The sequence below is a fragment of the Halomonas sp. IOP_31 genome (assembly GCF_021151495.1).
GTDB classification, from domain to species: Bacteria; Pseudomonadota; Gammaproteobacteria; order Pseudomonadales; family Halomonadaceae; genus Modicisalibacter; species Modicisalibacter zincidurans.
Genome location: NZ_JAIRBP010000026.1, coordinates 18,892 through 42,176, shown reverse-complemented (window position 1 = coordinate 42,176; position 23,285 = coordinate 18,892). Strand labels below are relative to the sequence as shown.

Sequence of the window (23,285 nt, the reverse complement as noted above, 5' to 3'; positions counted from 1 at the left end):
ATGTGAAGGCCCGCCAGCGGTCCACGACGGTCCGGTCGGGCATGACGCGCCCACCCGAACACGAGGAGCAGGGCGATCTTTCGGTCAAGCCGGCGGATCCCGAGCTGGAAGAGCCGCCGCGCTACAAGGTGGTTTTGCACAACGATGATTTCACGCCCATGGAATTCGTCGTCGAGGTGCTGCAGACCTTCTTCAATATGGACCATGAAAAGTCCGTGCAGATCATGATGGCGGTACATACCCAAGGTAAAGCGGCGTGCGGCATTTTCACCCGTGACATCGCAGAGACCAAGAGTCATCAGGTCAACCAATACGCGCGAGAATGTCAGCATCCATTGCTGTGTGATATCGATAGGGCCGACTAACGTCTGGCAACGTGAAGTCCGGGGTTGCGAAACGCCCCAAAGTGCCCGATTGTGAAAGTGCCGACGATGCCCTAGGCGGCGAGGAAGGGGACCTGCCATGCTGAGCAAAGAACTTGAACTGACCCTTAACACGGCCTTTACGGTGGCGCGTTCCAAGCGTCATGAATTCATGACCGTCGAGCACCTGCTGTTGGCCCTCTTGGATAACGCTTCCGCGGCAGACGTTCTGCGTGCCTGCGGTGCCAACCTGGACAAGTTGCGCTCTGACCTGCAGGACTTCATCAACTCCACCACTCCGCTGATTCCGGAGGATCAGGAAGATCGCGAAACGCAGCCCACGCTGGGCTTCCAGCGCGTACTGCAGCGCGCGGTCTTTCACGTGCAGTCATCCGGCAAGTCGGAAGTGACCGGCGCCAACGTGTTGGTGGCGATCTTCTCCGAACAGGAAAGCCAGGCGGTGTATTTCCTCAAGCAGCAGAATGTGGCGCGCGTGGACGCGGTCAATTATATCGCCCACGGCATTTCCAAGGTGGCCGGCCATGGCCAGAGCCCGTCGCCGTCACAGGACGCCGAGGAGGGTGAAGAGGGAATGAGCGAAGGTAACACTCACCCGTTGACCGGCTATGCGACCAACCTCAACGAACAGGCGCGGCTCGGCAAGATCGATCCGCTGATCGGTCGCGACCATGAGCTCGAGCGCACCGTGCAGATTCTTGCGCGCCGGCGCAAGAACAACCCGCTGCTGGTCGGCGAGGCCGGGGTCGGCAAGACGGCGATCGCCGAAGGGCTGGCCAAGCGTATCGTCGAGGAGGACGTGCCCGACGTCATCAGCGATGGCATGGTCTATGCCCTGGACATGGGCGCGCTGCTGGCCGGCACCAAGTACCGCGGCGACTTCGAGAAGCGTCTCAAGGGATTGCTGGCCGAGCTCAAGAAACAGCCCAACGCGATTCTGTTCATCGACGAGATCCACACCGTGATCGGTGCCGGCGCGGCGTCCGGCGGAGTGATGGATGCGTCCAATCTGCTCAAGCCGCTGCTGTCTTCCGGCGAGCTGCGCTGCATCGGCTCGACCACGTTCCAGGAGTTCCGCGGCATCTTCGAGAAGGATCGGGCGCTGGCGCGGCGCTTTCAGAAGGTCGATGTGCTCGAGCCCTCGGTCGAGGACACCATTCGCATTCTCAAGGGGCTGCGTGGACGCTTCGAGGAGCATCATCAGCTCAAGTACACCGATGCCGCGCTGGACAGCGCCGTGCGGCTGGCGGATCGCTACATCAACGACCGCCACCTGCCCGACAAGGCGATCGACGTCATCGACGAGGCGGGTGCGCACCAGCGTCTACTGCCGCCGGAGGTGCGCATCGACACCATCGACGTCGAGCAGGTCGAAGCGATCGTCGCCTCGATCGCCAGGATTCCGCCGAAGAGCGTGTCGAGCTCGGATCGCAAGCTGCTGTCCAACCTGGATCGCGATCTCAAGATGCTGGTGTTCGGCCAGGACGAGGCCATCGACAGCCTGGCCTCGGCCATCAAGCTGTCGCGCGCCGGGCTGAAGGCTCCCGACAAGCCGGTGGGCAGCTTCCTGTTCTCCGGGCCGACCGGGGTCGGCAAGACCGAGGTGGCGCGCCAGCTGGCTCAGTTGATGGGCATCGAGCTGGTGCGCTTCGACATGTCCGAGTACATGGAACGGCACACCGTCTCGCGGCTGATCGGCGCGCCGCCGGGGTACGTCGGCTACGACCAGGGTGGGCTGCTGACCGAGGCGATCACCAAGCAGCCGCATTGCGTGCTGCTGCTTGACGAGATCGAGAAGGCGCATCCGGAAGTCTTCAACCTGCTGCTGCAGGTCATGGACCATGGGCGGCTGACCGACAACAACGGTCGCGAGGCGGATTTCCGCCACGTGATACTGGTCATGACGTCCAATGCCGGGGCCGAGCAGATCGCCCGTCGTTCAATCGGCTTCCAGAATCAGGATCACTCCACCGATGGCATGGAGGTCATTCGCAAGACCTTCACGCCGGAGTTCCGCAACCGGCTCGACGGGATCATTCAGTTCCACGGCCTGGCGCCGGAGGTGGTGCGTAGCGTGGTCGACAAGTTCCTGGTCGAGCTTCAGGCGCAACTCGACGAGAAGCGCGTCCAGCTCGATGTCGACGAAGCGGCGCGGCTGTGGTTGGCCGAGCGCGGCTACGATCCCGAGATGGGTGCCCGGCCGATGGCGCGGGTAATTCAGGAGAAGCTCAAGAAGCCGCTGGCCGAGTTGATCCTGTTCGGAGAACTGGCCGAAAACGGGGGCGTGGTGCATGTCACCGTCGAGGGTGGCGAGTTGCAACTGGCTACCGAAGCCGAGATGGCCTGAAGCGTTGCCGGGAGTCCGCTGGGCCCCCGGCTGACCGTAGCTTGACAGCGCCTCGTCGGAGCACGGCGGGGCGTTTTTTATCGGATGGCGATGAAGGCCGCCAACGGATTGCAGCGTTCGGCAATCAACGCGGGGGGCGCGTCGATGGGCGGGGTGGCGGGCTCTGAGGCTCGACATTCCGGCTTTGGCGATTTTCTAGCGAGTTGACGAGGAAGGCGCGTGCCCGTTAACGGGAACGATAGACGATGCGGCCCTTGGAAAGGTCGTAGGGGGTCAGTTCGACCTTGACCTTGTCGCCGGTCAGGATGCGGATGTAATTCTTGCGCATCTTGCCAGAGATGTGGGCCGTCACCACATGCCCGTTTTCCAGCTCGACGCGGAACATGGTATTGGGCAGGGTGTCGACGACGACGCCTTCCATCTCGATGTGATCTTCTCGTGCCATATTAGGCGAATCCTCCACTGGGTTGCGATAGCGCGATGGCGATGTTCGTTGAGCGCGAATGCGGATGCCGTCGCTGATCAAGATAGCCCGTCATTCTGCCGCATGCCGCGCGTCAAGGCAAAGAAAGCGCATTTTACAGCGGAATGGCGCGTCGCCAATGGCGCCCGTCGAGGAACTCCAGCGGCTGAAAGGAGTGCTTGTAGTTCATTTTCGGCGATTCGCGGATCCAGTAACCCAGATAGACATGGGGCAGGTTCAGGCGACGCGCCATGGCGACCTGTTGCAGCACCGCATAGGTGCCGAGCGAGCGGCGCTCGTGTTCCGGCGAGGGGTCGAAGAACGTGTAGATGGCCGACAGGCCGTGGCTCAGCACGTCGATGGCAGCGACGGCCAGCAGTTGATGGCCGCGCCGGAACTCGAGCAGCCGTGCATAGGGATGATCGAGCGTCAGGAAGGTACGGTATTGCTCGTGGCTCGGCGGGTACATGTCGCCATCAGCGTGCCGGGCGCGAATGTACCGGGCGTAAAGGGCGTAGTGCTCGGCGTCGAAGATTGCCGAGCGTTCGTACACACCGAGATCGTCGTTGCGTCGCCACAGCTTGCGTTGGGTGCGGTTGGGCGCGAAGTCCTCGACGGGGATGCGCACCGAGATGCAGGCGCTGCAACCTTCGCAATGCGGCCGGTAGAGGTGTCGGCCGCTGCGCCGAAAACCGAGCAGGGCCAGCGCATCGTAGACGCCCTGGCCGGGCGATTCCTGAGGATCGAGGAACAGCGTGGTGGCTTCGCGATCGGGTAAATAGCTGCATGCATGAGGCACAGTCAGGAAAAAGCGCAGATCCCGGGTCGGCTGCTGTGGAGCGCGACTGCTCACGATCACGGACTCCTCATTCACTGGATGACGGGGGCAGCGCCCAGCTCAGCGCCGGCTTGCCGGCATACTGTTCAAGATAGACGAGGAAGCGATCGCGGGCGATGTCGCGCCCGCCCAGGCTGGCCAGGTGTGGGGTGTGCATCTGGCAGTCGATCAGACCGCCGCCGCTGGCCTGCAGGTGCCGAGCCAGGTGCACCAGTGCCACCTTCGAGGCATCGCTTTCGCGGCTGAACATCGATTCGCCGAAGAAGGCGTGGCCCAGTGCCACGCCGTACAGCCCGCCGACGAGTCGGCCTCCACGCCAGACTTCCACGGAATGGGCGTGGCCCAACCGATGCAGGCGCTGGTAGGCGGCCTGCATGGGCGCGGTGATCCAGGTGCCTTCGGCACCGCTTCGCAGCCCGGCGCAGGCCGCGATGACAGTATCGAAGGCCTGGTCGCGGGTAATCTCGAAGCCGGCATTGCGCAGGCGCTTGGCAAGGCTTCGCCGCACGCGCACTTCGTCGGGAAACAGCACCATGCGCGGATCCGGGCTCCACCAGAGGATCGGCTGGCCGTCGGAAAACCAGGGAAAGACGCCACGACGGTACGCCGCGACCAGCCATTCCGAGGTCAATGCACCACCGGCGGCAAGCAGGCCGTTGGGTTCGTCGAGGGCCAGGTCGAGATCGGGAAAGCGAACCGGATGAGCGGGTAACCAGGGCAGCATGGGTCGAGTCGTGTGGCGAGAGGGCATGGCGAAGCATGCCAAGTTTGCCGTTGCTAACCCGGCGACTCAATGCTGTGCTGCATTTTTGTGGCCAACTGGCATGCGCTGCCCCTGTGACCGGTCGGTCAGGCTCGGTATGATGGCGGTTCAGATGAATATAACCGGTTGGATGAGACCGGACGGTGGCGGACAGGCACGTCTCGCGCCGCATCGCCGGTGATGTGAAGGGGGTAGGGCCTTTTGAGTGTCGATAAGAAAACCCCGGGGCGGCGCGAGACGGCGTCCCAGGCCAAGGAGCGCGCTCGCCGCTTCGGTGTGCGCTTGCAGGGCGCATCCCGCGAAGGGGTGATCATCCTGCTGTTGGCGGGCTGCGTGTTTCTGCTGCTGGCACTGTTCAGCTATGTGCCCGCCGATCCCGGTTGGTCGCAGAGCGGGCCCGAGCAGGGCGTCGATAACTGGATGGGCTCGGTCGGCGCCTGGCTGGCCGACGTGCTGTATTCGCTGTTCGGCGCCAGCGCATTGTGGTGGCCCGGCATGCTGGGCTTCGCCGCCTGGCGGCTGATGCGTCGTCGCGAGGTGCGCGTGGAATGGGACGCCACGGCGCTGGCCGTGCGTGCGGCCGGCCTGGTATTGCTGCTGCTGGCCACCACCAGTCTGGGGTCGCTGCACTTCTTCAACCCGGCCAGCGAGCTGCCCTACAAGGCCGGCGGGATCCTCGGCGAAGGCTTGAGCGAGGCCCTGCAGCCGTTGGTCGGCCTGCGTGGCGCGACGCTGCTGGCGCTGGCAGCGTTTTTGTGCGGTTTCCCGCTGTTCTCGGGGCTCTCCTGGCTCTCGGTCATGGACGAGCTGGGCATGCGTACTCAGCGCGTGTGGGCCTGGCTCGCCGGGCAGTTCGGTGGCCCCCGTGAGCGCTCGAGAGGGGACGATTCGAAGGCCGATGACGCCGCGCCGGCTCACGCGGAGAAGACCGCCGACTCGGAAGCCATGGATGAGAGGCCGCCCGGGTGGCGTCGCTGGCTGAGATTGCGGCGTGCGGCCGATTGGCAGGCTGCGCCCGTGCTGGCGGGGGGGCAACGTCTCGAGCCGCAACTGCATGACGCCCCCCAGGAGGCGCCGGTGAGCGCCCGTTCGGCCGCCTCGACGCCCTCGCGCGGCGATGGAGAGCCGCTGCGCGCCGAGCGCGACCAGGCAACCGACATACCCTGGGACGTTCCCGAGCGCACACCCTCTGCCAAGCGTCCCGAAGCCGCCTACAGCGCTCAGGAAGCGCGAATCAGCGAAGCGATGTCGACCCGCCGCCATGTCACTCCGCAAGCCGCCACCGCTTCGTCGCCCACTGCCGGCGCTGAGACACGGCGTGTGCCCGAGACGGTACCCGAGCCGATCCTTCCCGATGACGATGAACCAGTGATTCCGGCCAGCGTAGCGCGACCGATCAGCGCCGAATCGGCGGATTCGTCGCGCCCCGTAGCCGCGCCGCCGGCACGTGGCGAAGCAATTGACGAGCGTGACGATGCCCGCGAGCCGAAATTGAGCTGGGACGTTGCGGCAGCCGGTGATGCCCGGCGTGAGCCGACACAGGAAGCCCCTGCCGAGAGCCATCAGCCGATCAAGAGCCATCAGCCGGGCGCGCCCGACCCGGTCCGCGCGGATGACGACGATCAGTCACCGATGCCGCGTGTCGCTACCGCCGAGCAGGCCCAGGCGGCGGCCGACGATCCACAGGGGCCGGCGCTGTGGACCGTCGAGCACCTGCAGAGCCAGCGGCCGATCATGAACAACATGCCCGAGCCGGATGGCGAGTTCCCCTCGCTGCGGCTGTTGACGCCCCCCGACCTGCAGCAGCCCAATTACACGTCGGACCAGCTCGCCGACATGGCCGAATTGCTCGAGACGCGACTGCGCGAGTATGGCGTCAAGGCCGAGGTGGTCGAGACCTGGCCCGGGCCGGTGATCACGCGCTTCGAGATCAGGCCCGCCGCCGGCGTGAAGGTTTCCAAGATCAGCAACCTGGCCAAGGACCTGGCGCGCTCGCTGATGGTCAAGAGCGTCAGGGTAGTCGAGATCATTCCCGGCAAGCCGACCGTGGGCATCGAGATTCCCAACCCCAATCGGGCGATGATCCGGCTGCGCGAAGTGATCGACTCCGACGCCTACCAGCAGGCCGCTTCGCCGCTGACGCTGGCGCTGGGCCACGATATCGGCGGTGCGCCGGTGGTCGCCAACCTGGGCAAGATGCCGCATCTGCTGGTCGCCGGTACCACCGGCTCGGGCAAGTCGGTGGGCGTCAACGGCATGCTGATCTCGATGCTGCTCAAGGCCTCGCCGGACGACGTACGGATGATCATGGTCGACCCCAAGATGCTCGAACTATCGGTCTACGACGGCATTCCGCATCTGTTGGCGCCGGTGGTCACCGACATGAAGGAGGCTGCCAATGGCCTGCGCTGGTGCGTTGCCGAGATGGAGCGGCGCTACAAGCTGATGGCGGCGATGGGCGTGCGCAACATTGCCGGCTTCAACGCCAAGCTCGACGAGGCCGAGCGCGCCGGCGCACAGGTCGCCGACCCGCTGTGGGAGCCGCAACCCTGGCAGATGCACGAACAGCCGCCGGTGCTCGAGAAACTGCCCTACATCGTGGTGGTGATCGACGAGTTCGCCGACATGTTCATGATCGTCGGCAAGAAGGTCGAGGAGCTGATCGCGCGGCTGGCGCAGAAGGCGCGTGCCGCGGGCATCCACTTGATACTCGCCACCCAGCGGCCTTCGGTGGATGTGGTGACTGGTCTGATCAAGGCCAACATCCCCACGCGCATGGCGTTTCAGGTGTCGTCCAAGGTCGATTCGCGGACGATCCTCGACCAGGGCGGCGCCGAGGCGCTGCTCGGCCACGGCGACATGCTCTATCTGCCGGCCGGCGCGGGCATGCCGACTCGCGTGCACGGGGCCTTCGTCGACGACGATGAAGTCCACCGCGTGGTCGAGGACTGGAAGCGCCGCGGCGAGCCGGAATATATTGAGGAAATACTCACCGGTGGCGTCAACGCCGATGCCTTGACCGGCCTGGAAGCCGAGAGCGGTGGCGATGGCGATGCCGAGCAGGACGCGCTCTACGACGAGGCGGTGATGTTCGTCACCGAGTCGCGCCGCGCGTCGATCTCGGCCGTCCAGCGGCGCTTCAAGATCGGCTACAATCGCGCGGCGCGGCTGGTCGAGTCGATGGAGGCCGCACGGGTGGTGTCGTCGATGGGCACCAACGGCAGTCGCGAAGTGCTGGCGCCGCCGCCGGTGGGCGATTGAGCCGGCGGTTGCTCTGTGCAAGCCATGCGGAAGCCGGCGGCTCGCTGCAACGTCAGAACGCCGGTGCTGTCTATCGAGACTGCAGCGGTCGAGAGCCGCCGCGAAGCGATTAAAACCAAGGAGAAGGCATGAAACGGATCAAGATCCTGGTCGCACTGACGATCGTGCTGCTGCTGGCGCCGCTGTCGGCGAGTGCCGATTCGCAGGCGGCATCGCGCTTGGCGCAACTGCTCAAGCCGATCAACAACTATGAGGCGAACTTCGAGCAGTTCATTCTCGACGGCAGCGGTAACCGCCTGCAGCGCACCGAGGGCAAGATGTGGCTGTCGCGGCCGGGACGCTTCCGCTGGGAAGTCAACGCGCCCTATCGTCAGATCGTGGTCTCGGACGGGGAAAAGGTCTATCTCTATGATCCCGACCTCGAGCAGGTCTCGATACAGCCGCTGGATACCCGCGTCACGCGTACCCCGGCCTTGCTGCTGTCCGGGAGCGCCGATGCGCTTACCGAGAACTACCGGGTATCCCGCGCCCAGCAGGGCACGGCGGAAACGTTCACCCTGGTACCCAAGACGTCCGATACGCTGTTCGAATCGCTCAAGTTGACCTTCGATGGCGAAACGTTCGATGCCCTGCAGATGACCGACAGTACCGGTCAACAGACCAAGATCAGCTTCGACGAGGTCACGCTTAACCCGTCGCTGGAGGAGTCGCGTTTCACGTTCGAGATCCCCGACGGGGTGGACGTGATTCGCCAGGGTTGATGATGCGGCCCTGAGCGTTGGTTCATGCTCCCTCGTCATGCAACACAGAGCCCGGCAGATCGCGATCTGTCGGGCTCTGTTGCGATCGGGCAGGTCGAGCGCTCAAGGCTCGGCTGCACCGCCGTCGGCCTGGGCATCGAGCTCGGCACGGTAATCGAGCATCTGCCTGAAGCGCTTTTCCTGACCGTAGTCGCTCGGCGCGAAGAACTGTCGGGGCGGCAGTTCCCCGGGCCAGCAGTCGTGGGCGCGACCCGCCGGATAGCCCTGAGGCTCGTTGTGGGCGTAACGGTAGCCTTCGCCGTGGCCCAGCGAGGCCATCAGCTTGGTGGGCGCGTTGCGCAGATAATGGGGCACCTCGAAATCGGGATGCTCGGCGACGAAGCCCTTGGCGCCGCTCCAGGCCTGGTCGATGGCGTTGCTCTTGGGGGCCACGGCAAGGTGAATCGCGGCGTGGGCGATGGCGCGCTGACCTTCATGATCGCCCAGGCGCAGATAGGCGTCCCAGGCAGCGATGACCAGCGGCAGCGCGCGCGGCTCGGCGTTGCCGACATCCTCCGAGGCGATCGCCGCCAGGCGGCGGACCACGTCCAGAGGGTCACCGCCGCCCTGCATGAACTGCGCGATGTAAAGCAAGGCGGCATCCACCCGCGATGAGCGTATCGACTTGTGAATCGCCGACAGCAGGTCGTAGTAATGATCGCCCTGCTTGTCGAAGGCGCTGGCCTGGTAGCCGAGCACTGCGTCGAGCGCCGGTTTCTCGAGTCTCTCGCGTTCGCCTTCCCGGCGGGTGAAATCGCAGGCGGTCTCGAGCAGACCCAGTGCGCGGCGTGCGTCGCCGCTACTGGCCCGGGCGAGGATGGCCAGCACCTCGGGATCGACACTGATCGAGCGCTTGCCGAGACCGCGCTCCGGGTCCTCTAGGGCACGCTGCAACACCTCCACCAGATCGCTCGCCGCGAGTTTCTTGAGCACGTAGACGCGTGCCCGCGAGAGCAGCGCGGAATTGACCTCGAACGAGGGATTCTCGGTAGTGGCGCCGATCAGCGTGAGCAGCCCCGATTCGACATGCGGCAGCAGGGCGTCCTGCTGGCTCTTGTTGAGACGGTGGATCTCATCGAGAAACAACACCGTGGGCCGCTGCTGCGCCTGGGCGCCACGCGCGCGCTCGACGGCTGCGCGCAGTTCCTTGACCCCGGCCATCACTGCGGAGAGCTGCTCGAGGCTGGCCCCGGAGGCGTCGGCGAGTATTTCGGCGAGGGTGGTCTTGCCGACGCCGGGCGGTCCCCACAGGATCATCGAGCGCAACTGGCCGGTCTCGGCCATGCGGCGTAACGGCTTGCCGGGGCCTACCAGGGCCTGTTGGCCGACATAGTCGTCGAGTCGCCGCGGGCGCATCCGGTAGGCGAGAGGCGCGTTGTCGGCGCCTTGCTGGCTGAAAAGGTCCATAATGTCGTCGGCTCGTCGAGGAGGCTGAACGGCCGTTAGCTATCATTCAACGAGCATAACGGCGCTATTGCCACTAGGTTTATATACTTCAGGTTTATACGTCAGGTTTATACAGCGGGTTTGTCATTCGACATGGCGAGGGGCAGTTCGCCAAGGCTGTCTAACGCCGGTGACGTCAAGCCTGGCTACATGCCACGGCACATTGCCTACATGGGGTCTAGTGTTCTAGTACTTCCCCTGTCGGTCTCTAGCAGAGGAGGCTCTCACCATGCCAATGCTCAACCAGCTGCGCCAGGATCATGCCAACATGGCGCGCCTGCTGCACGTGCTCTCGCTCAAGCATCGAACCCTGGACGAGGGCGAGCGGCCCAATTTCCAGCTGGTGCGCGAGGTCGTCGACTTCATTCTCGATTACATGAGCGGATTCACGGTGCCATTGGAGCGCATCTTCGGCGAGCGCCTGGTGGAACGGCTACCCGAGGTGGACGATCTGGTGGTGCGCTTGACCGCCGACTATGAAGCCCTGCATCAGCGGTTGATGCGCCTTTCCGACGATCTCGACATGATCCTGATGGATGCCATCGTGCCCATGGATCGCTTTGCCGCTGACCTCCAGGCCTACCTGGAAGCGCATCGCGCCTATCTGCGGGCGGAACGCGAGGAGCTGTTCCCGTTGATTCGCGAGCATTTCGACGAAGCGGATCTGGCAAGCCTCGCCGAGGCGCTACCCGAAGGCGCCCAGGAAAAGTTGAGCCGCCTTCAGGAGGGCTATCCCGAGCTATACGCCGAATTCCGTGAAGCGCCGTCGCCGCTCGATCAGGAGCCATGACTGTAAAAATAGCCAGTTTGGCGGGGCGTGGCAAGCCCGTCGGGTCAGCGGGCGTCGGGTGCGTTAGAATGGGCACCCGCCAGGCTCGATGAGGTATCAACGTCATGCTCAGCAAGCAGGTGGCGCGTCTCGAGGCGTCGATCCGTCACTTCGATAGGGAGACGGCATGCCCGGGCCGATCCTGATCTTCGATTCCGGCGTCGGCGGGTTGTCGGTCACCGCGGCGCTGCGGGCACGGCTGCCGACTGCGACGCTGGCCTACGTCTGCGACAACGCGATGCTGCCGTATGGCACCAAGGCCGACGCTTGGCTGGTGTCGCGCATCGTTGCCACCTGCACCAGCGCGGTCAGGGCCAGCGGCGCCGCTGGCCTGGTGGTGGCCTGCAATACCGCGAGCACGCTGGCCCTGCGGGAACTGCGAGCACGTCTGACGATACCGGTGGTGGGTACCGTGCCGGCAATCAAGCCGGCGACCAGGCTCTCGACCTCGCGGGTCATCGGCTTGCTGGCGACCTCGGCGACGGTCAATCGGGCCTACACGCAAACCCTGATCGAGGATTTCGCCGCGGACTGTCGAATCGTGCGGGTCGCCGCGGATGGCCTGGTCGACGAGGCCGAGCGTCAGCTGGCCGGCCTGGCGCCGGATGACGGCGTGCTCGAGGCGGCCTTGGCGCCGCTCTGGACACAGCCGACGCTCGATACCGTGGTGCTCGGCTGCACGCACTTTCCGCTGCTGCGTCAGCGGCTGGAAACCAGCGCGCCGAGGACGATCAACTGGGTCGATTCCGGCGAGGCGATCGCGCGCCGGGTGGTCGGCGTGCTCGATACTTCCGGCTATGCGCAAGGCCGCGAAGGCCGCGCCTGGGCGAGTGCGCCGAGCGTGAGGCTGGCGGCGACCCTGGCGGGCTACGGCTTTACCTCGCTCGAGGCGCTGGCACTGCCTGCCGAGACACTCACCTTGCCACGCTGACAGGCCGCCTGGCGGCCGCGTGTGCTTGCAAATCCGACCCCGACTTTACGCTTACAAGGAGCCTGCGTGGCCGTACCCGTTGTCGACCCCGAGCGCTATCCGGCGCAACTCGAAGCCAAGCGAGCGCGTATCAGTCAGCGCTTTGCCGGGTTATCGCCGCCGGCGCTGGAGGTCTTCGCCTCGCCAGCCAGCCACTACCGCATGCGCTGCGAGTTTCGCATCTGGCATGAGGGCGACGAGCTGTTCTATGCGATGTTCGAGGTCGATCCCGATGATCCCGGGCAAAAGCGGGTGATTCGCCTCGATCAGTATCCGGTGGCCAGCGAGGCCATCAACGCGCTGATGCCGCGCTTGCTGGAGGCCATCCGTGACCGTCCCCGACTGCGTCGCAAGTTGTTTCAGGCCGAATTTCTGACCACGCTGAGCGGCGAGGCGCTGGTGACGTTGATCTATCATCGCCCGCTCGACGCCGCCTGGGAGGCCGAGGCGCAGTGGTTGCAGGCGCACCTGGGGGTCGCGTTGATCGGCCGGGCGCGCAAGCAGCGGCAGGTGCTGGATCGGGACCATGTCTGGGAGCGCCTCGCCGTCGATGACATGACGCTGGTCTACCAGCAGGTCGAGAACAGCTTTACCCAGCCCAATGCCGAGATCAATCGCGCCATGCTCGGCTGGGCGCGCTCGGCGACCCGCGACAGCCGCTCCGGCGATCTGGTCGAGCTGTACTGCGGCAACGGTAACTTCACGGTAGCGCTGGCCGGCAACTTCCGGCGGGTGCTGGCGACCGAGATATCGCGCACCTCGGTGGCTTCGGCGCAGGTCAATCTCGCCGCCAACGGCATCGACAATGCCGTCGTGGCGCGAATGTCGGCGGAGGCGTTCGCCGAGGCGCTGGCCGGCGAAAGGCAGGGGCGGCGAGTGTCCGCGATGGCGCTCGGCGACTACGCTTTCACCACCGTGCTGGTCGATCCGCCGCGGGCAGGGCTCGATACGGCGAGTTGCGAACGCTTGCGCGAGTATCCGCGCATCGTCTACATCTCGTGCAATCCCGAGACGCTGTTCGACAATCTGCGCCAGCTTCACGACACTCACCGTATCGTGCGCTTCGCGCTGTTCGATCAGTTTCCCTGGACCGATCACTGCGAGTGCGGGGTCTTGCTCGAACGGCGCTGAGCCCGGCATGCTGGCAGGCTGAAGGCGTCTCCTGCGAGCGCTTGTAAAGTCAAGGAACGATGCACAACTGTCATGCATCATGAAGAAGCCGGCATGACGATGGGGAAGCGAGGTAGAGCTAGAGTAAGCTCATCGCCAGCGTGTGATCGACCGCGCCAATGAATATCTCCCGGCCGCAGGCAGCGGCTGGATGCAGCCGAGGTGATTGATGCAACACGTCGCAATCGATGGCAAACAGGAATTCCTGGCTCAACTTCGCGAGCAGCTCGCCAAGCGCCTGCCGCAGGAAAAGGTGGAGGCCGTGACGACCTTCGCCGAGGCTTTTTATGCAAGTGCGCCGCTCGAGGATCTAATCGAGCGTCACCTCGACGACACCTACGGGGCGACGCTGATGACCTGGCACTTCATCCAGCATCACGATCCGCGCTCGCCCAAGGTGCATGTCTACAACCCCGATTTCGAAGAGCATGGCTGGCAGTCCTCGCATACGCTGATCGAGGTGCTGCACGAGGACATGCCGTTCCTCGTCGATTCGGTGCGCATCGAGCTCAATCGCCGCGGCATCACCGTGCATGCCATCCACAATGCGGTGCTCGCCGTCGAGCGCGACCGCCAGCATCGTCTCAAGCGGACCGCGTCGCCGCGCGACAAGGATGCGCCGCAGGGGCGGGAATCGATCATGGTCATCGAGATCGATCGCCACTCGGACGCCCCGGTACTCGAGGATCTCGAGGCGAGCCTGCGCGACGTGCTGACCGATGTGCGCACTGCGGTCGAGGACTTCGAGCCCATGCTGGCGCGGGTCGGCGAGGCTCTGGAAGAGATCAAGGCCACGCGCCCCAAGCCGGTCAGCAAGGAGAATCACAGCGAAGCCATCGCCTTTCTCGAGTGGCTGCAGAACGACCACTTCACCTTCCTCGGTTACGACGAGTACGCGGTGATCGACAAGCAGGGCCGCCAGGAACTGCAGCGCGTCAAGGGCAGCGAGCTGGGGGTATTCAAGCTCGACCAGCCGCGCTATCAGGAGCGTATTCGTAGCGACCAGGGCATCGAGGACGATCGCTACGTACTGATTCCCGAACTGCTGACCTTCGCCAAGAGTGCCTATCACGCGCGCATTCACCGTCCCGCCTATCCCGATTACATTGCCATCGAACGCTACGACAAGGACGGCAACGTGATCGGCGAGCGGCGCTTCATCGGCCTTTACGCCGCGGTGATCTACAACGATTCACCGCGCCACATTCCGGTACTGCGCAGAAAGATTCAGGCGGTGCTGGATGCCTCCGGCGTCAACCCCAAGGGGCACAACGGCAAGCATCTCTTGCAGATCCTCGAGGTCTATCCGCGCGACGACCTGTTCCAGATCAGCACCGAGGAGCTGACCGAGACGGCGCTGGGTATCCTCAATATTCGCGAGCGGCGCCGGGTACGTCTGTTCGTGCGTGAGGATCGCTTTGGCCATTTCTATTCCTGTCTGGTGTTCGTGCCGCGCGACGTATTTTCCACCGACCTGCGGGTGCGTATCCAGAATCTGCTCTGCGAGGAGCTCGACGCCACCTTCGGCGATTTCAACACGTATCTGTCGGAATCGGTGCTGGCGCGCATCCAGTTCATTCTGCGCTTCAATGGCGACAGTCCGACCGACTACGATCTGCGCAAGCTCGAGAACAAGATCGCCGGGCTGGCCCGCAGTTGGCGCGACGACCTGCATAACGCCTTGGTCGAAGGTGTCGGCGAGGAACGGGCCAACCGGCTCATGGGTCGCTATCGCGACGCCTTTCCGAGCAGCTATCGTGAGGATTTCACGGCGCGCACCGCCGTCTATGACCTTAAGCACATCGGCGAAGTCGACGAGGGGGCGCCGGTCGCCCTGAGTCTCTACCGATTGGTCGAAGAGGACGAGGAGGGCGTCAACCTCAAGCTGTTCCATGGCGATGCGCCGATCCCGCTTTCCGATGTATTGCCGATGATGGAGAACCTGGGGCTTCGCGTCCTCGGCGAACGTCCTTACGGCATCCACCGGGCGGACAAGGCGTTCTGGATTCACGATTTCACGCTCGAGCATCATGGCCGCGAAGTCGTCAATCTGCAGGACATGCGCGATATCTTCATCGACGCCTTCAAGCGTATCTGGACAGGCGAGGCCGAAAACGACCCATTCAACCGCCTGATCATCGCCGCCAGTCTCGACTGGCGCGAGGTCGCGATACTGCGCGCCTACGCCCGTTACCTCAAGCAGATCCGCTTCGGCCTGTCGCAGCTGTATATCGCCAACACGCTGACCAGTTACCCGGAGATCACACGCGAGCTGATCCGGCTGTTCACGTTGCGTTTCGACCCGCAGGGCGAGCGGCAAGCCGAGCAGATCGACGCCAGTGTCGAACGATTGACGCAGATGCTCGACAGCGTCGCGAGCCTCAACGACGACCTGCTGCTGCGCCGCTACATCGATCTGATCCAGGCCACCTTGCGCACCAATTTCTATCAGTGCGACGCCCATGGCGCGGTCAAGGACTACATCTCCTTCAAGCTCGACCCGACGCGCGTGCCGGAGATGCCCAAGCCGCGTCCACTGTTCGAGATCTTCGTCTATTCGCCGCGTGTCGAAGGCGTCCACCTGCGTGGCGGCAAGGTCGCCCGCGGCGGGCTGCGCTGGTCGGACCGCCACGAGGACTTCCGTACCGAGATTCTCGGCCTGGTCAAGGCTCAGCAAGTCAAGAATGCCGTCATCGTGCCGGTGGGCGCCAAGGGCGGTTTCATCTGCAAGCGGATGCCCGACACTGCCGACCGCGACGCGATCCAGAAGGAAGGCATTGCCTGCTATCAGCTATTCATTCGCGCGCTGCTCGACATCACCGACAACCTCGATGGCGGCGAGGTCGTCGTGCCGCGGGATGTGGTAAGACGCGACGACGACGATCCCTATCTGGTCGTCGCCGCCGACAAGGGCACGGCGACCTTTTCGGACATCGCCAACGAAATATCGCTGGATTACGGCCATTGGCTGGGCGACGCCTTCGCCTCGGGCGGTGCCAACGGTTACGACCACAAGAAGATGGCGATCACCGCCCGCGGCGCCTGGGAGTCGGTCAAGCGCCACTTCCGCGAGATGGGGCTGGACACCCAGAAGGACCCGTTCAGCGTGCTGGGGATCGGCGACATGGCCGGTGACGTATTCGGCAACGGCATGCTGTTGTCCGACCGGATCCGGCTGATCGGCGCCTTCAACCACCTGCATATCTTCGTCGACCCGGACCCCGACCCGGCGAAGTCCTTCGCTGAGCGCAAGCGGCTGTTCGGTCAGGCGCGCTCCAGTTGGGAGGATTACGACGCCGAACTGATCTCGGCGGGGGGCGGCGTCTTCAAGCGCAGCGCCAAGTCGATCGCCATCAGCGAGCCGATGAAGAAGGCCTTCGGCATTCAGGCCGACAAGCTTTCGCCCAACGATCTGATCAATGCCATGCTCAAGGCCCAGGTCGACCTGATCTGGAACGGCGGCATCGGCACCTACGTCAAATCCAGCCAGGAAAGCCATGCCGACGTCGGCGACAAGGCCAACGACGGCCTGCGCGTCAACGGTGATGAACTCAACTGCCGGGTGGTCGGCGAGGGGGGCAACCTTGGCCTGACCCAGCGTGGCCGCATGCAAGCCGCGCTGCGCGGGGTGCGCGTCAACACCGACTTCATCGACAACGCCGGCGGGGTCAACTGCTCGGATCATGAGGTCAACATCAAGATTTTGCTCGACGACATCGTCAAGCGCGGCGACATGACCGACAAGCAGCGCAACGCGCTGTTGGCGGAAATGACCGAGGAGGTCGCCGAGCTGGTGATACGCGACAACTATCGCCAGACCCAGGCGCTGTCATTGTCCGAACGGCTATCGAAGGAGGGCATGGGTCCCTATCGGCGCTTCATCAATGAGCTCGAGGCCAGCGGGCATCTCGATCGCGAACTCGAGTCCCTGCCCAGCGATGAAGCGCTGCTCGAACGCTCCAACAATGAAGAAGGGCTGACGCTGCCCGAACTCTCGGTGCTGATCTCCTATGCCAAGAGTACCCTCAAGGGCGACTTGATCGAATCGGAAGTCCCCGACGATCCGTACATCCAGTGTCACCTCGAACGGGCGTTCCCCAGAACCCTGGTCGAGCGGTTCCACGACGACATGTACGGCCACCGTCTCAAGCGCGAGATCGTCGCCACGCAGATCGCCAACGACCTGGTCGATCATATGGGCATCGTCTTCGTCCGGCGGTTGATCGACACCACCGGGGCCAGCCGGGCGGATATCGCGCGGGCCTATGTGATTGCCCGCGACAGCTTCAATCTCGAGGGGCTGTGGCAGCAGATCGAAGCGCTGGACAATCGCGTCGATAGCGGCATTCAATACCAGATGATGCTCGATCTGATGCGCCTGATTCGTCGCGCTACGCGCTGGTTTCTGCGTCAGCGCAGCAGCCTTTCGGTCAACGAGAGTATCGAGCACTTCGCGCCGCGCCTGTCGCAGCTTCAGGAGAGCATCGGCAAGCGCCTGCGTGGTCAGGAACTCGATCTCTGGCAGGAGCGCCGCGACGAGCTCACCTCGGCCGGCGTACCCAAGGCGTTGGCCAATATCGTCGCCGCCACCGGTAACCTGTTCGCCGGGTTGGGGATCATCGAAGCGGCCAAGCAGACCGACGAGAAGATCCAGCGTGTCGCCGAGCTCTACTACGAGATCGGTCACCGTCTCGAGTTGCCGTGGATGACCGAGCAGGTCGATGCCCTCAAGGTACGCGATAGCTGGCAGGCCCAGGCCCGTGAAGCCTTTCGCGACGATCTCGATCGCCAGCAACTGGCGCTGACCGTCAGCGTGGTCAAGATGGCCGAGGCGCCGCGCGACGTGGAGCCGCGTGTCGATCAGTGGCTGGCGCGGCATGCCGATCTCCACGAACGCTGGTGCGGGCTGGTCAATGAAGTGCGCGGTGGCACCCAGGGCGGCTATCCACTGTTTGCCGTGGCGATACGTGAGCTGGTCGATCTTGCCGAGAGCAACGGCGAGAGCTGAGGCTTGGCCCGCCGCGCTGTAATGGTGCTGTGACTCGACAGTGGCTCCCAGGGACGGGGTTCATTGTCGAGCCATCACGTGTCCGTAACAGGCTGGACGGCCAGCAGTACTGTCACAGGGAGGTCTGGTATGCTTTCATGCCACGACCCATTTTTGATTAGAGAATTCCCATGAAGCAATCCGCTTTGACCATCGCCACCCTCGTCCTGGGACTCTATGCCGGAGTGCCTGATGCCTTTGCACAAAGTGCCGCCTTGCAGAAGGCGCAGCAAGCAGCAGATAAAGTCGATATAAGCAACTTCCTGACCGCGCGTACTGATTCGCGTAGTCAGAGCTTCAGTTTCGGTGGTGTCCAGAAGCACTCTTTCACGGTAAAAAAAGCCGGAAATTACGTCTTCGTCAGCAAAACGTTGCCTGGCGAGTCAACGGCATATCGCATCCAAGCTTCCTTGCTGGATAGTAGCGGGCGCTTGATCGCCGAGAAGACGGGCCGCGGGGAGAATGGCGGCTTGCGCCTCGAGCAGGAGCTGGAACCGGGGGATTACACCTTGCGTGTCAATGCCAACAAGTTTGGTAGCGAGGCCTCCGGAGGAAACAGTTATACGATCGAAGTAGCGGGGCTGGATGCTCGAGACAAGCGCCTTGATAGCGATGAAAGCGGCATCGACGGTGGGGCGGGCATCCTCTTCAATAACAGTGATAGCCAGACCGCCTTCGTCAATGACGAGGATGCCGTCGCTACCATCGCGGCGCCCGCCGCAGCGTCTTCTTCGCCCTCCACCGCCAGAAAGGAGCGGCAAGAGAACGCCGAGGCAGCCAAGCAGCCTAAAGAGAAGCGTTCTTTCGAGGAGATCGTCGCTGACATAAGGATTCGTGAACAAGGCGAGGTCTTGACGTTCGACGTTGCCAAAGCGGGAACGATCGCCGTGACCAGTTCCACCTTCCCCGGAAGCGGCAGCTACCAATTGGAGGCAAGGCTGCTTGATGAAACGGGGCGCGTGATCGCCAGCGATCAGGGGCAGGGCGCGCAGGGCGATTTTTCAATCAAGCAGCAAGTAAAGCCCGGTCGCTATAAAGTCTGGGTCAGTGGGCGCAAGTTCGGTACAGCCATGGAGGGTGCCAACAATTATACGCTAAGAGTTCGTCAACTCGATTATAGCCAGTAGCGTCATTCGGCGGCGCGCAGCGTGCGTCGCCGCCGCCATGCTTGTGCGGTATACTCCCGGCGCCTTTTGCCCCGTTGCTGCCGAGGAGCCCGATGTACGCGCTCGCCCGTTCACTGTTGTTCCGCCTGGACCCTGAAACCGCCCATGGCGTTACGCTACACGCCCTGGAGCTGGTCCACCGACTGCATCTGCAGGGAATGCTCGGTGCCGGAGAGTCACTCGATGAGCCCTGCGAGGTGATGGGGCTGCGCTTCGCCAATCGGGTCGGCCTGGCAGCCGGGCTCGACAAGAACGCCGATCATCTCGATGCGCTGGGGGCGCTGGGTTTCGGTTTCGTCGAAGTCGGCACCGTCACGCCCCGGCCTCAGCCCGGCAATCCGCGACCCCGGCTGTTTCGATTGCCCGAGCGCCACGCGATCATCAATCGCATGGGATTCAACAATGCCGGTGTCGATCAGCTCATCGTCAATGTGCGCAAGAGCCGTTATGCAGGCGTGATCGGCATCAATATCGGCAAGAACCTGACGACGCCGGTCGACAGGGCGGTCGACGACTACCTCGTTTGCCTGGAGCGCGTGCACGCTTGCGCGCATTACATCACCGTCAATATCTCCTCGCCCAATACGCCCGGACTTCGCGACCTGCAACTCGGCGAGCACCTCGATGGCTTGCTCGCTCCGTTGCGTGAACGCTGCACACAGCTCGACGACCAGGCGGGGCGTCGCGTGCCGCTGGCGGTCAAGATTGCCCCCGACATGGACGACGCGGCCATCGGCCTGGTGGCCGACGCGCTCGCCCGCAACGCCATCGATGCGGTGATCGCGACCAACACTACGATCGCCCGCGACGCGGTGATGGGCTTGTCGCACGCCGAGGAGCCGGGCGGGCTTTCGGGGCGGCCGGTATTCGCCGCATCGAATCGTGTCGTTGCAGCATTGCGCCGCTACCTGCCCGACATGCCGATCATCGGAGTAGGGGGAATTACCAACGGCGAAGAGGCCCTGGTCAAGCGTGAAGCGGGCGCGGATCTCGTTCAGCTCTACACGGGGTTCGTCTACCGGGGGCCGGCGCTGGTCGGGGAGTGCCGACGTGCGCTGCGGTGACCGGCGCGAGGAGCCCGGTCGAATCGGACGCTTGGCAACTGTCGGAAACCAACAAGAAGGCCCGTCATCGAGACGGGCCTTGGGGTATTCTTCGTTCATTCAGGTTACATCACCATGGGGTTCTTGTGGATGCCGGCAACCCCTATCATGCCGGCCCACTGATCCCCGCGACCTTCACGCCAACCGCTCATCCAGTATTCGCGTAGGTTGATATCCTGGCTGGGACAGTCATCTCTAGAGCGACCTGTCATACCTGCCTTGTAGCCATGAATATAGGCACGCTGAAAGCGATCACGTTTCTGTCGTTTCATCGGGTGGCCTCTTGTGAAGAACCGGGTTTTTATTGCGAGTCATCAAACGACAACGGTCAAGAAGACCCGTTGGCGCTGCTCTAGAGCCCGCGAACAGAACGCATGCGTTATCAGTAGCTACTAAGGTAAGTACTAGTCCAAAAACGTCAGTCGTGTCGAGTCGTTTTTGTCACACAAATGTTACGCAAGTGAAATTAAAAGGAATATTCGTTCACATGCCGACCGAGTCGCCAGTGTCAGATGAGTCTTCAGGGTCAGAAGTGTCGAACGACGCGCTGCGGGATTTTTTTGCGACTTGCCCCAAGGGCATCGAAGCGTTGCTGGCCGATGAGCTAACCCAGTGGGGCGCCATGATCACCAAGCAGACCGTCGCCGGCGTGCATTTTAGCGCCGGGCTGGAAGTGGCCTATCGCGCCTGCCTGTGGTCGCGCCTGGCCAACCGGATCATCCTGTGCCTGGCCCGGCAGGCCGATATCGAGACACCCGAGGCGCTCAAGGCCTGTGTCGAACGGCTCGACTGGGCGAATCATCTGCCCGCCGAGGCGACCCTGGCGGTGGACTTCCACGGCCAGTCAGCGGCGATCCGGCATACCCGTTTCGGCGCCCAGACGGTCAAGGATGGCGTCGTCGATGCATTGCGCCAGGCCGGCCGTGAGCGGCCGCGGGTCGAGTTGCCCGATCCCGACCTGCGACTCTATGCGCACTTGCATCGCGGGCGCCTGACGCTGGGCATCGACCTGGCCGGCACCAGCCTGCACCAGCGCGGCTATCGCCGCGAGCCGGGCCATGCGCCGCTCAAGGAGAACCTGGCGGCGGCGCTGCTGGTGCGCGCCGACTGGCCGGCCCGCGCCAAGCGCGGCGAGCCGCTGGTCGATCCGCTGTGCGGCTCGGGGACGTTGGTGATCGAGGCGGCGATGATGGCTGGCGACGTGGCGCCCAACCTCAACCGGCAACGTTTCGGCCTGCATGGCTGGGCGGGCCATGACGAGGCATTGTGGCAGACGCTCAAGCGCGAGGCCGAGGCGCGTGCCAACCTGGGTCGTCGGCGTATCGAATCGCGCCTGTATGGCTTCGACCAGAGCCCCCAGGCGCTTTCCGCCGCCAAGGCCAATGCCATGCGCGCCGGGATTCCTGCGCTGGTCACCTTCGCAGGCGGCGACGTGCGGCAGCTGCGGCGCCCCATGGAGATCACCGACCGGGGGCTGATCATTACCAACCCGCCCTACGGCGAACGCATCGGCGAGCTGCCTGAGCTGGTCTCGCTGTATGCGGCGCTCGGCGAGCGTGCACGACGCGAATTTCCCGGCTGGAGCCTGGCGCTGTTCACCGGCAACCCCGATCTCGGCCATCGCACCGGGCTGCGCGCCGACAGGCAGTATGCGTTCAAGAACGGCGCCCTGGACTGCAAGCTGCTGCTGATGGCGATTGCCGAGGCGGGGCCGGATGCCGGCGAATCGTCGCCGGCGGCGGATCGGCGCTCGCAGGGGGCGCAGATGTTCGCCAATCGGCTGGTCAAGAATCGCAAGCGGCTGGCCAAGTGGCTCAAGCGTAGCGGCGAGCAATGCTACCGAGTCTACGACGCCGATATGCCCGAATACGCGATGGCCATCGATATCTACGCCGAGCGCGTCCACGTGCAGGAATACGCGCCGCCGAAATCGGTCGAGCCGGCCCAGGCTCAGCGTCGGCTGATGGAAGCGCTGAGCGTGCTGCCCGAGGTGCTCGACGTGCGCGCCGAACGCATTCATCTCAAGCAGCGCGAACGCCAGGCCGGCAAGGCTCAGTACCAGAAACGCGATTCCAGCGGCGAACGCTTTCAGATCGGCGAGGGTAGCGCCCGTTTATGGGTTAATCTGCGCGATTACCTGGATACCGGGCTGTTCCTCGATCACCGTCCGGTGCGCCGGATGATCGCCGAGATGGCCGGCGGCAAGCGCTTTCTCAACCTGTTCTGCTATACCGGGGCGGCGACCGTGCATGCCGCGCTGGGTGGCGCCACGGATAGCGTCAGCGTCGATTTGTCGAATACCTACCTCGACTGGGCGCGTGACAACCTGGCGCTCAACCGGCTCGATCCGTCGCGCCATCGGGTGGTGCGCGACGATTGCCTGCACTGGCTGGAAACTGCCGAGAGCCGTTTCGACCTGATCTTCCTCGATCCGCCGACTTTCTCGAATTCCAAGCGCATGGAGGCGACGCTGGATATTCAGCGCGATCACCCGCGATTGATTGAGCTGGCCATGGCGCGGCTGGCGCCCGGCGGCACGCTGATCTTTTCCAACAACCAGCGCCGCTTCCGATTGGATGAGGGGCTCGCCGAGCGCTTCGCGGTGCAGGACATTACCTCGCGCAGCTACGATCCCGATTTCCAGCGGCGCCCCGATCTGCATCACTGTTTCCTGATTCGCCATCGTCAAGGCGGCGAATGAA

The 23,285-nt window shown here is 63.9% G+C and carries 16 protein-coding genes; 11 read left to right on the top strand and 5 right to left on the bottom strand.

The window, feature by feature from the left end:
- The first annotated feature begins 41 nt into the window (after positions 1-41).
- Together clpS and clpA are read left to right on the top strand one after the other, a co-directional pair.
- Positions 42-365: an ATP-dependent Clp protease adapter ClpS gene (clpS, locus tag K7I12_RS13030; protein ID WP_031383964.1), complete on the top strand. Its 324-nt coding sequence runs from the start codon at positions 42-44 to the stop codon at positions 363-365.
- 97 nt (positions 366-462) lie between these two features.
- A complete protein-coding gene (gene clpA / locus K7I12_RS13025; RefSeq protein ID WP_031383963.1) occupies positions 463-2,727 on the top strand; it encodes an ATP-dependent Clp protease ATP-binding subunit ClpA in 2,265 nt (754 codons plus the stop codon).
- 226 nt (positions 2,728-2,953) lie between these two features.
- Here clpA and infA read toward each other — a convergent pair whose 3' ends face one another.
- The 3 genes from infA to aat all read right to left on the bottom strand — a co-directional run bounded on the left by infA (position 2,954) and on the right by aat (position 4,752).
- Positions 2,954-3,172 carry a translation initiation factor IF-1 gene (gene infA / locus K7I12_RS13020; protein ID WP_013332816.1) on the bottom strand — a complete coding sequence of 73 codons (219 nt, stop codon included), beginning with the start codon at positions 3,170-3,172 and terminating at the stop codon, positions 2,954-2,956.
- A gap of 133 nt (positions 3,173-3,305) precedes the next feature.
- Positions 3,306-4,043: an arginyltransferase gene (locus K7I12_RS13015; RefSeq protein ID WP_031383962.1), complete on the bottom strand. Its 738-nt coding sequence runs from the start codon at positions 4,041-4,043 to the stop codon at positions 3,306-3,308.
- 13 nt (positions 4,044-4,056) lie between these two features.
- Positions 4,057-4,752: a leucyl/phenylalanyl-tRNA--protein transferase gene (gene aat / locus K7I12_RS13010; protein ID WP_035575271.1), complete on the bottom strand. Its 696-nt coding sequence runs from the start codon at positions 4,750-4,752 to the stop codon at positions 4,057-4,059.
- Positions 4,753-4,992: 240 nt separating this feature from the next.
- Here aat and K7I12_RS13005 point away from each other — a divergent pair, with 240 nt between their 5' ends.
- Positions 4,993-8,052, top strand: coding sequence for a DNA translocase FtsK (locus K7I12_RS13005; protein ID WP_231664381.1), 3,060 nt, complete (start codon positions 4,993-4,995; stop codon positions 8,050-8,052).
- A 128-nt stretch (positions 8,053-8,180) separates the two neighbouring features.
- Entirely contained in the window at positions 8,181-8,813 is a 633-nt protein-coding gene (gene lolA / locus K7I12_RS13000) for an outer membrane lipoprotein chaperone LolA (protein WP_031383959.1), read from the top strand.
- Positions 8,814-8,915: 102 nt separating this feature from the next.
- On the opposite strand, the gene K7I12_RS12995 is transcribed toward lolA, so the two are convergent.
- Positions 8,916-10,259 carry a replication-associated recombination protein A gene (locus K7I12_RS12995; protein WP_031383958.1) on the bottom strand — a complete coding sequence of 448 codons (1,344 nt, stop codon included), beginning with the start codon at positions 10,257-10,259 and terminating at the stop codon, positions 8,916-8,918.
- 274 nt (positions 10,260-10,533) lie between these two features.
- Between K7I12_RS12995 and K7I12_RS12990 the strand changes: the two genes are divergently transcribed.
- The 6 genes from K7I12_RS12990 to K7I12_RS12965 all read left to right on the top strand — a co-directional run bounded on the left by K7I12_RS12990 (position 10,534) and on the right by K7I12_RS12965 (position 20,544).
- Entirely contained in the window at positions 10,534-11,088 is a 555-nt protein-coding gene (locus tag K7I12_RS12990; protein ID WP_031383957.1) for a hemerythrin domain-containing protein, read from the top strand.
- Between the two features lie 166 nt (positions 11,089-11,254).
- Complete coding sequence (gene murI, locus K7I12_RS12985; protein WP_231664380.1) at positions 11,255-12,058, top strand: glutamate racemase; 804 nt, start codon at positions 11,255-11,257, stop codon at positions 12,056-12,058.
- A 66-nt stretch (positions 12,059-12,124) separates the two neighbouring features.
- Positions 12,125-13,228, top strand: coding sequence for a tRNA (uridine(54)-C5)-methyltransferase TrmA (gene trmA, locus K7I12_RS12980; RefSeq protein ID WP_031383955.1), 1,104 nt, complete (start codon positions 12,125-12,127; stop codon positions 13,226-13,228).
- A 208-nt stretch (positions 13,229-13,436) separates the two neighbouring features.
- The gene (locus K7I12_RS12975) at positions 13,437-18,275 is read left to right on the top strand and encodes an NAD-glutamate dehydrogenase (RefSeq protein WP_231664379.1); all 4,839 of its coding nucleotides are present in this window, start codon (positions 13,437-13,439) and stop codon (positions 18,273-18,275) included.
- A gap of 170 nt (positions 18,276-18,445) precedes the next feature.
- A complete protein-coding gene (locus K7I12_RS12970; RefSeq protein WP_231664378.1) occupies positions 18,446-19,441 on the top strand; it encodes a hypothetical protein in 996 nt (331 codons plus the stop codon).
- A 92-nt stretch (positions 19,442-19,533) separates the two neighbouring features.
- Positions 19,534-20,544, top strand: coding sequence for a quinone-dependent dihydroorotate dehydrogenase (locus K7I12_RS12965; protein ID WP_231664377.1), 1,011 nt, complete (start codon positions 19,534-19,536; stop codon positions 20,542-20,544).
- 104 nt (positions 20,545-20,648) lie between these two features.
- Here K7I12_RS12965 and rmf read toward each other — a convergent pair whose 3' ends face one another.
- Positions 20,649-20,855, bottom strand: a complete 207-nt coding sequence (gene rmf, locus K7I12_RS12960; protein WP_231664376.1) for a ribosome modulation factor — start codon at positions 20,853-20,855, stop codon at positions 20,649-20,651.
- Positions 20,856-21,070: 215 nt separating this feature from the next.
- Between rmf and rlmKL the strand changes: the two genes are divergently transcribed.
- Positions 21,071-23,284 (top strand): bifunctional 23S rRNA (guanine(2069)-N(7))-methyltransferase RlmK/23S rRNA (guanine(2445)-N(2))-methyltransferase RlmL, encoded by a 2,214-nt coding sequence (gene rlmKL, locus K7I12_RS12955; RefSeq protein ID WP_231664375.1) that lies wholly within the window; start codon positions 21,071-21,073, stop codon positions 23,282-23,284.
- The last annotated feature ends 1 nt before the right edge of the window (position 23,285 follow it).

Coding starts and splice junctions, on each gene's coding strand:
- clpS (WP_031383964.1), top strand. CDS start 42: ATGACGCGCCCACCCGAACACGAGGAGCAGGGCGATCTTTCGGTCAAG.
- clpA (WP_031383963.1), top strand. CDS start 463: ATGCTGAGCAAAGAACTTGAACTGACCCTTAACACGGCCTTTACGGTG.
- infA (WP_013332816.1), bottom strand. CDS start 3,172: ATGGCACGAGAAGATCACATCGAGATGGAAGGCGTCGTCGTCGACACC.
- aat (WP_035575271.1), bottom strand. CDS start 4,752: ATGCTGCCCTGGTTACCCGCTCATCCGGTTCGCTTTCCCGATCTCGAC.
- lolA (WP_031383959.1), top strand. CDS start 8,181: ATGAAACGGATCAAGATCCTGGTCGCACTGACGATCGTGCTGCTGCTG.
- K7I12_RS12995 (WP_031383958.1), bottom strand. CDS start 10,259: ATGGACCTTTTCAGCCAGCAAGGCGCCGACAACGCGCCTCTCGCCTAC.
- K7I12_RS12990 (WP_031383957.1), top strand. CDS start 10,534: ATGCTCAACCAGCTGCGCCAGGATCATGCCAACATGGCGCGCCTGCTG.
- murI (WP_231664380.1), top strand. CDS start 11,255: ATGCCCGGGCCGATCCTGATCTTCGATTCCGGCGTCGGCGGGTTGTCG.
- K7I12_RS12975 (WP_231664379.1), top strand. CDS start 13,437: ATGCAACACGTCGCAATCGATGGCAAACAGGAATTCCTGGCTCAACTT.
- K7I12_RS12970 (WP_231664378.1), top strand. CDS start 18,446: ATGAAGCAATCCGCTTTGACCATCGCCACCCTCGTCCTGGGACTCTAT.
- K7I12_RS12965 (WP_231664377.1), top strand. CDS start 19,534: ATGTACGCGCTCGCCCGTTCACTGTTGTTCCGCCTGGACCCTGAAACC.
- rmf (WP_231664376.1), bottom strand. CDS start 20,855: ATGAAACGACAGAAACGTGATCGCTTTCAGCGTGCCTATATTCATGGC.
- rlmKL (WP_231664375.1), top strand. CDS start 21,071: ATGCCGACCGAGTCGCCAGTGTCAGATGAGTCTTCAGGGTCAGAAGTG.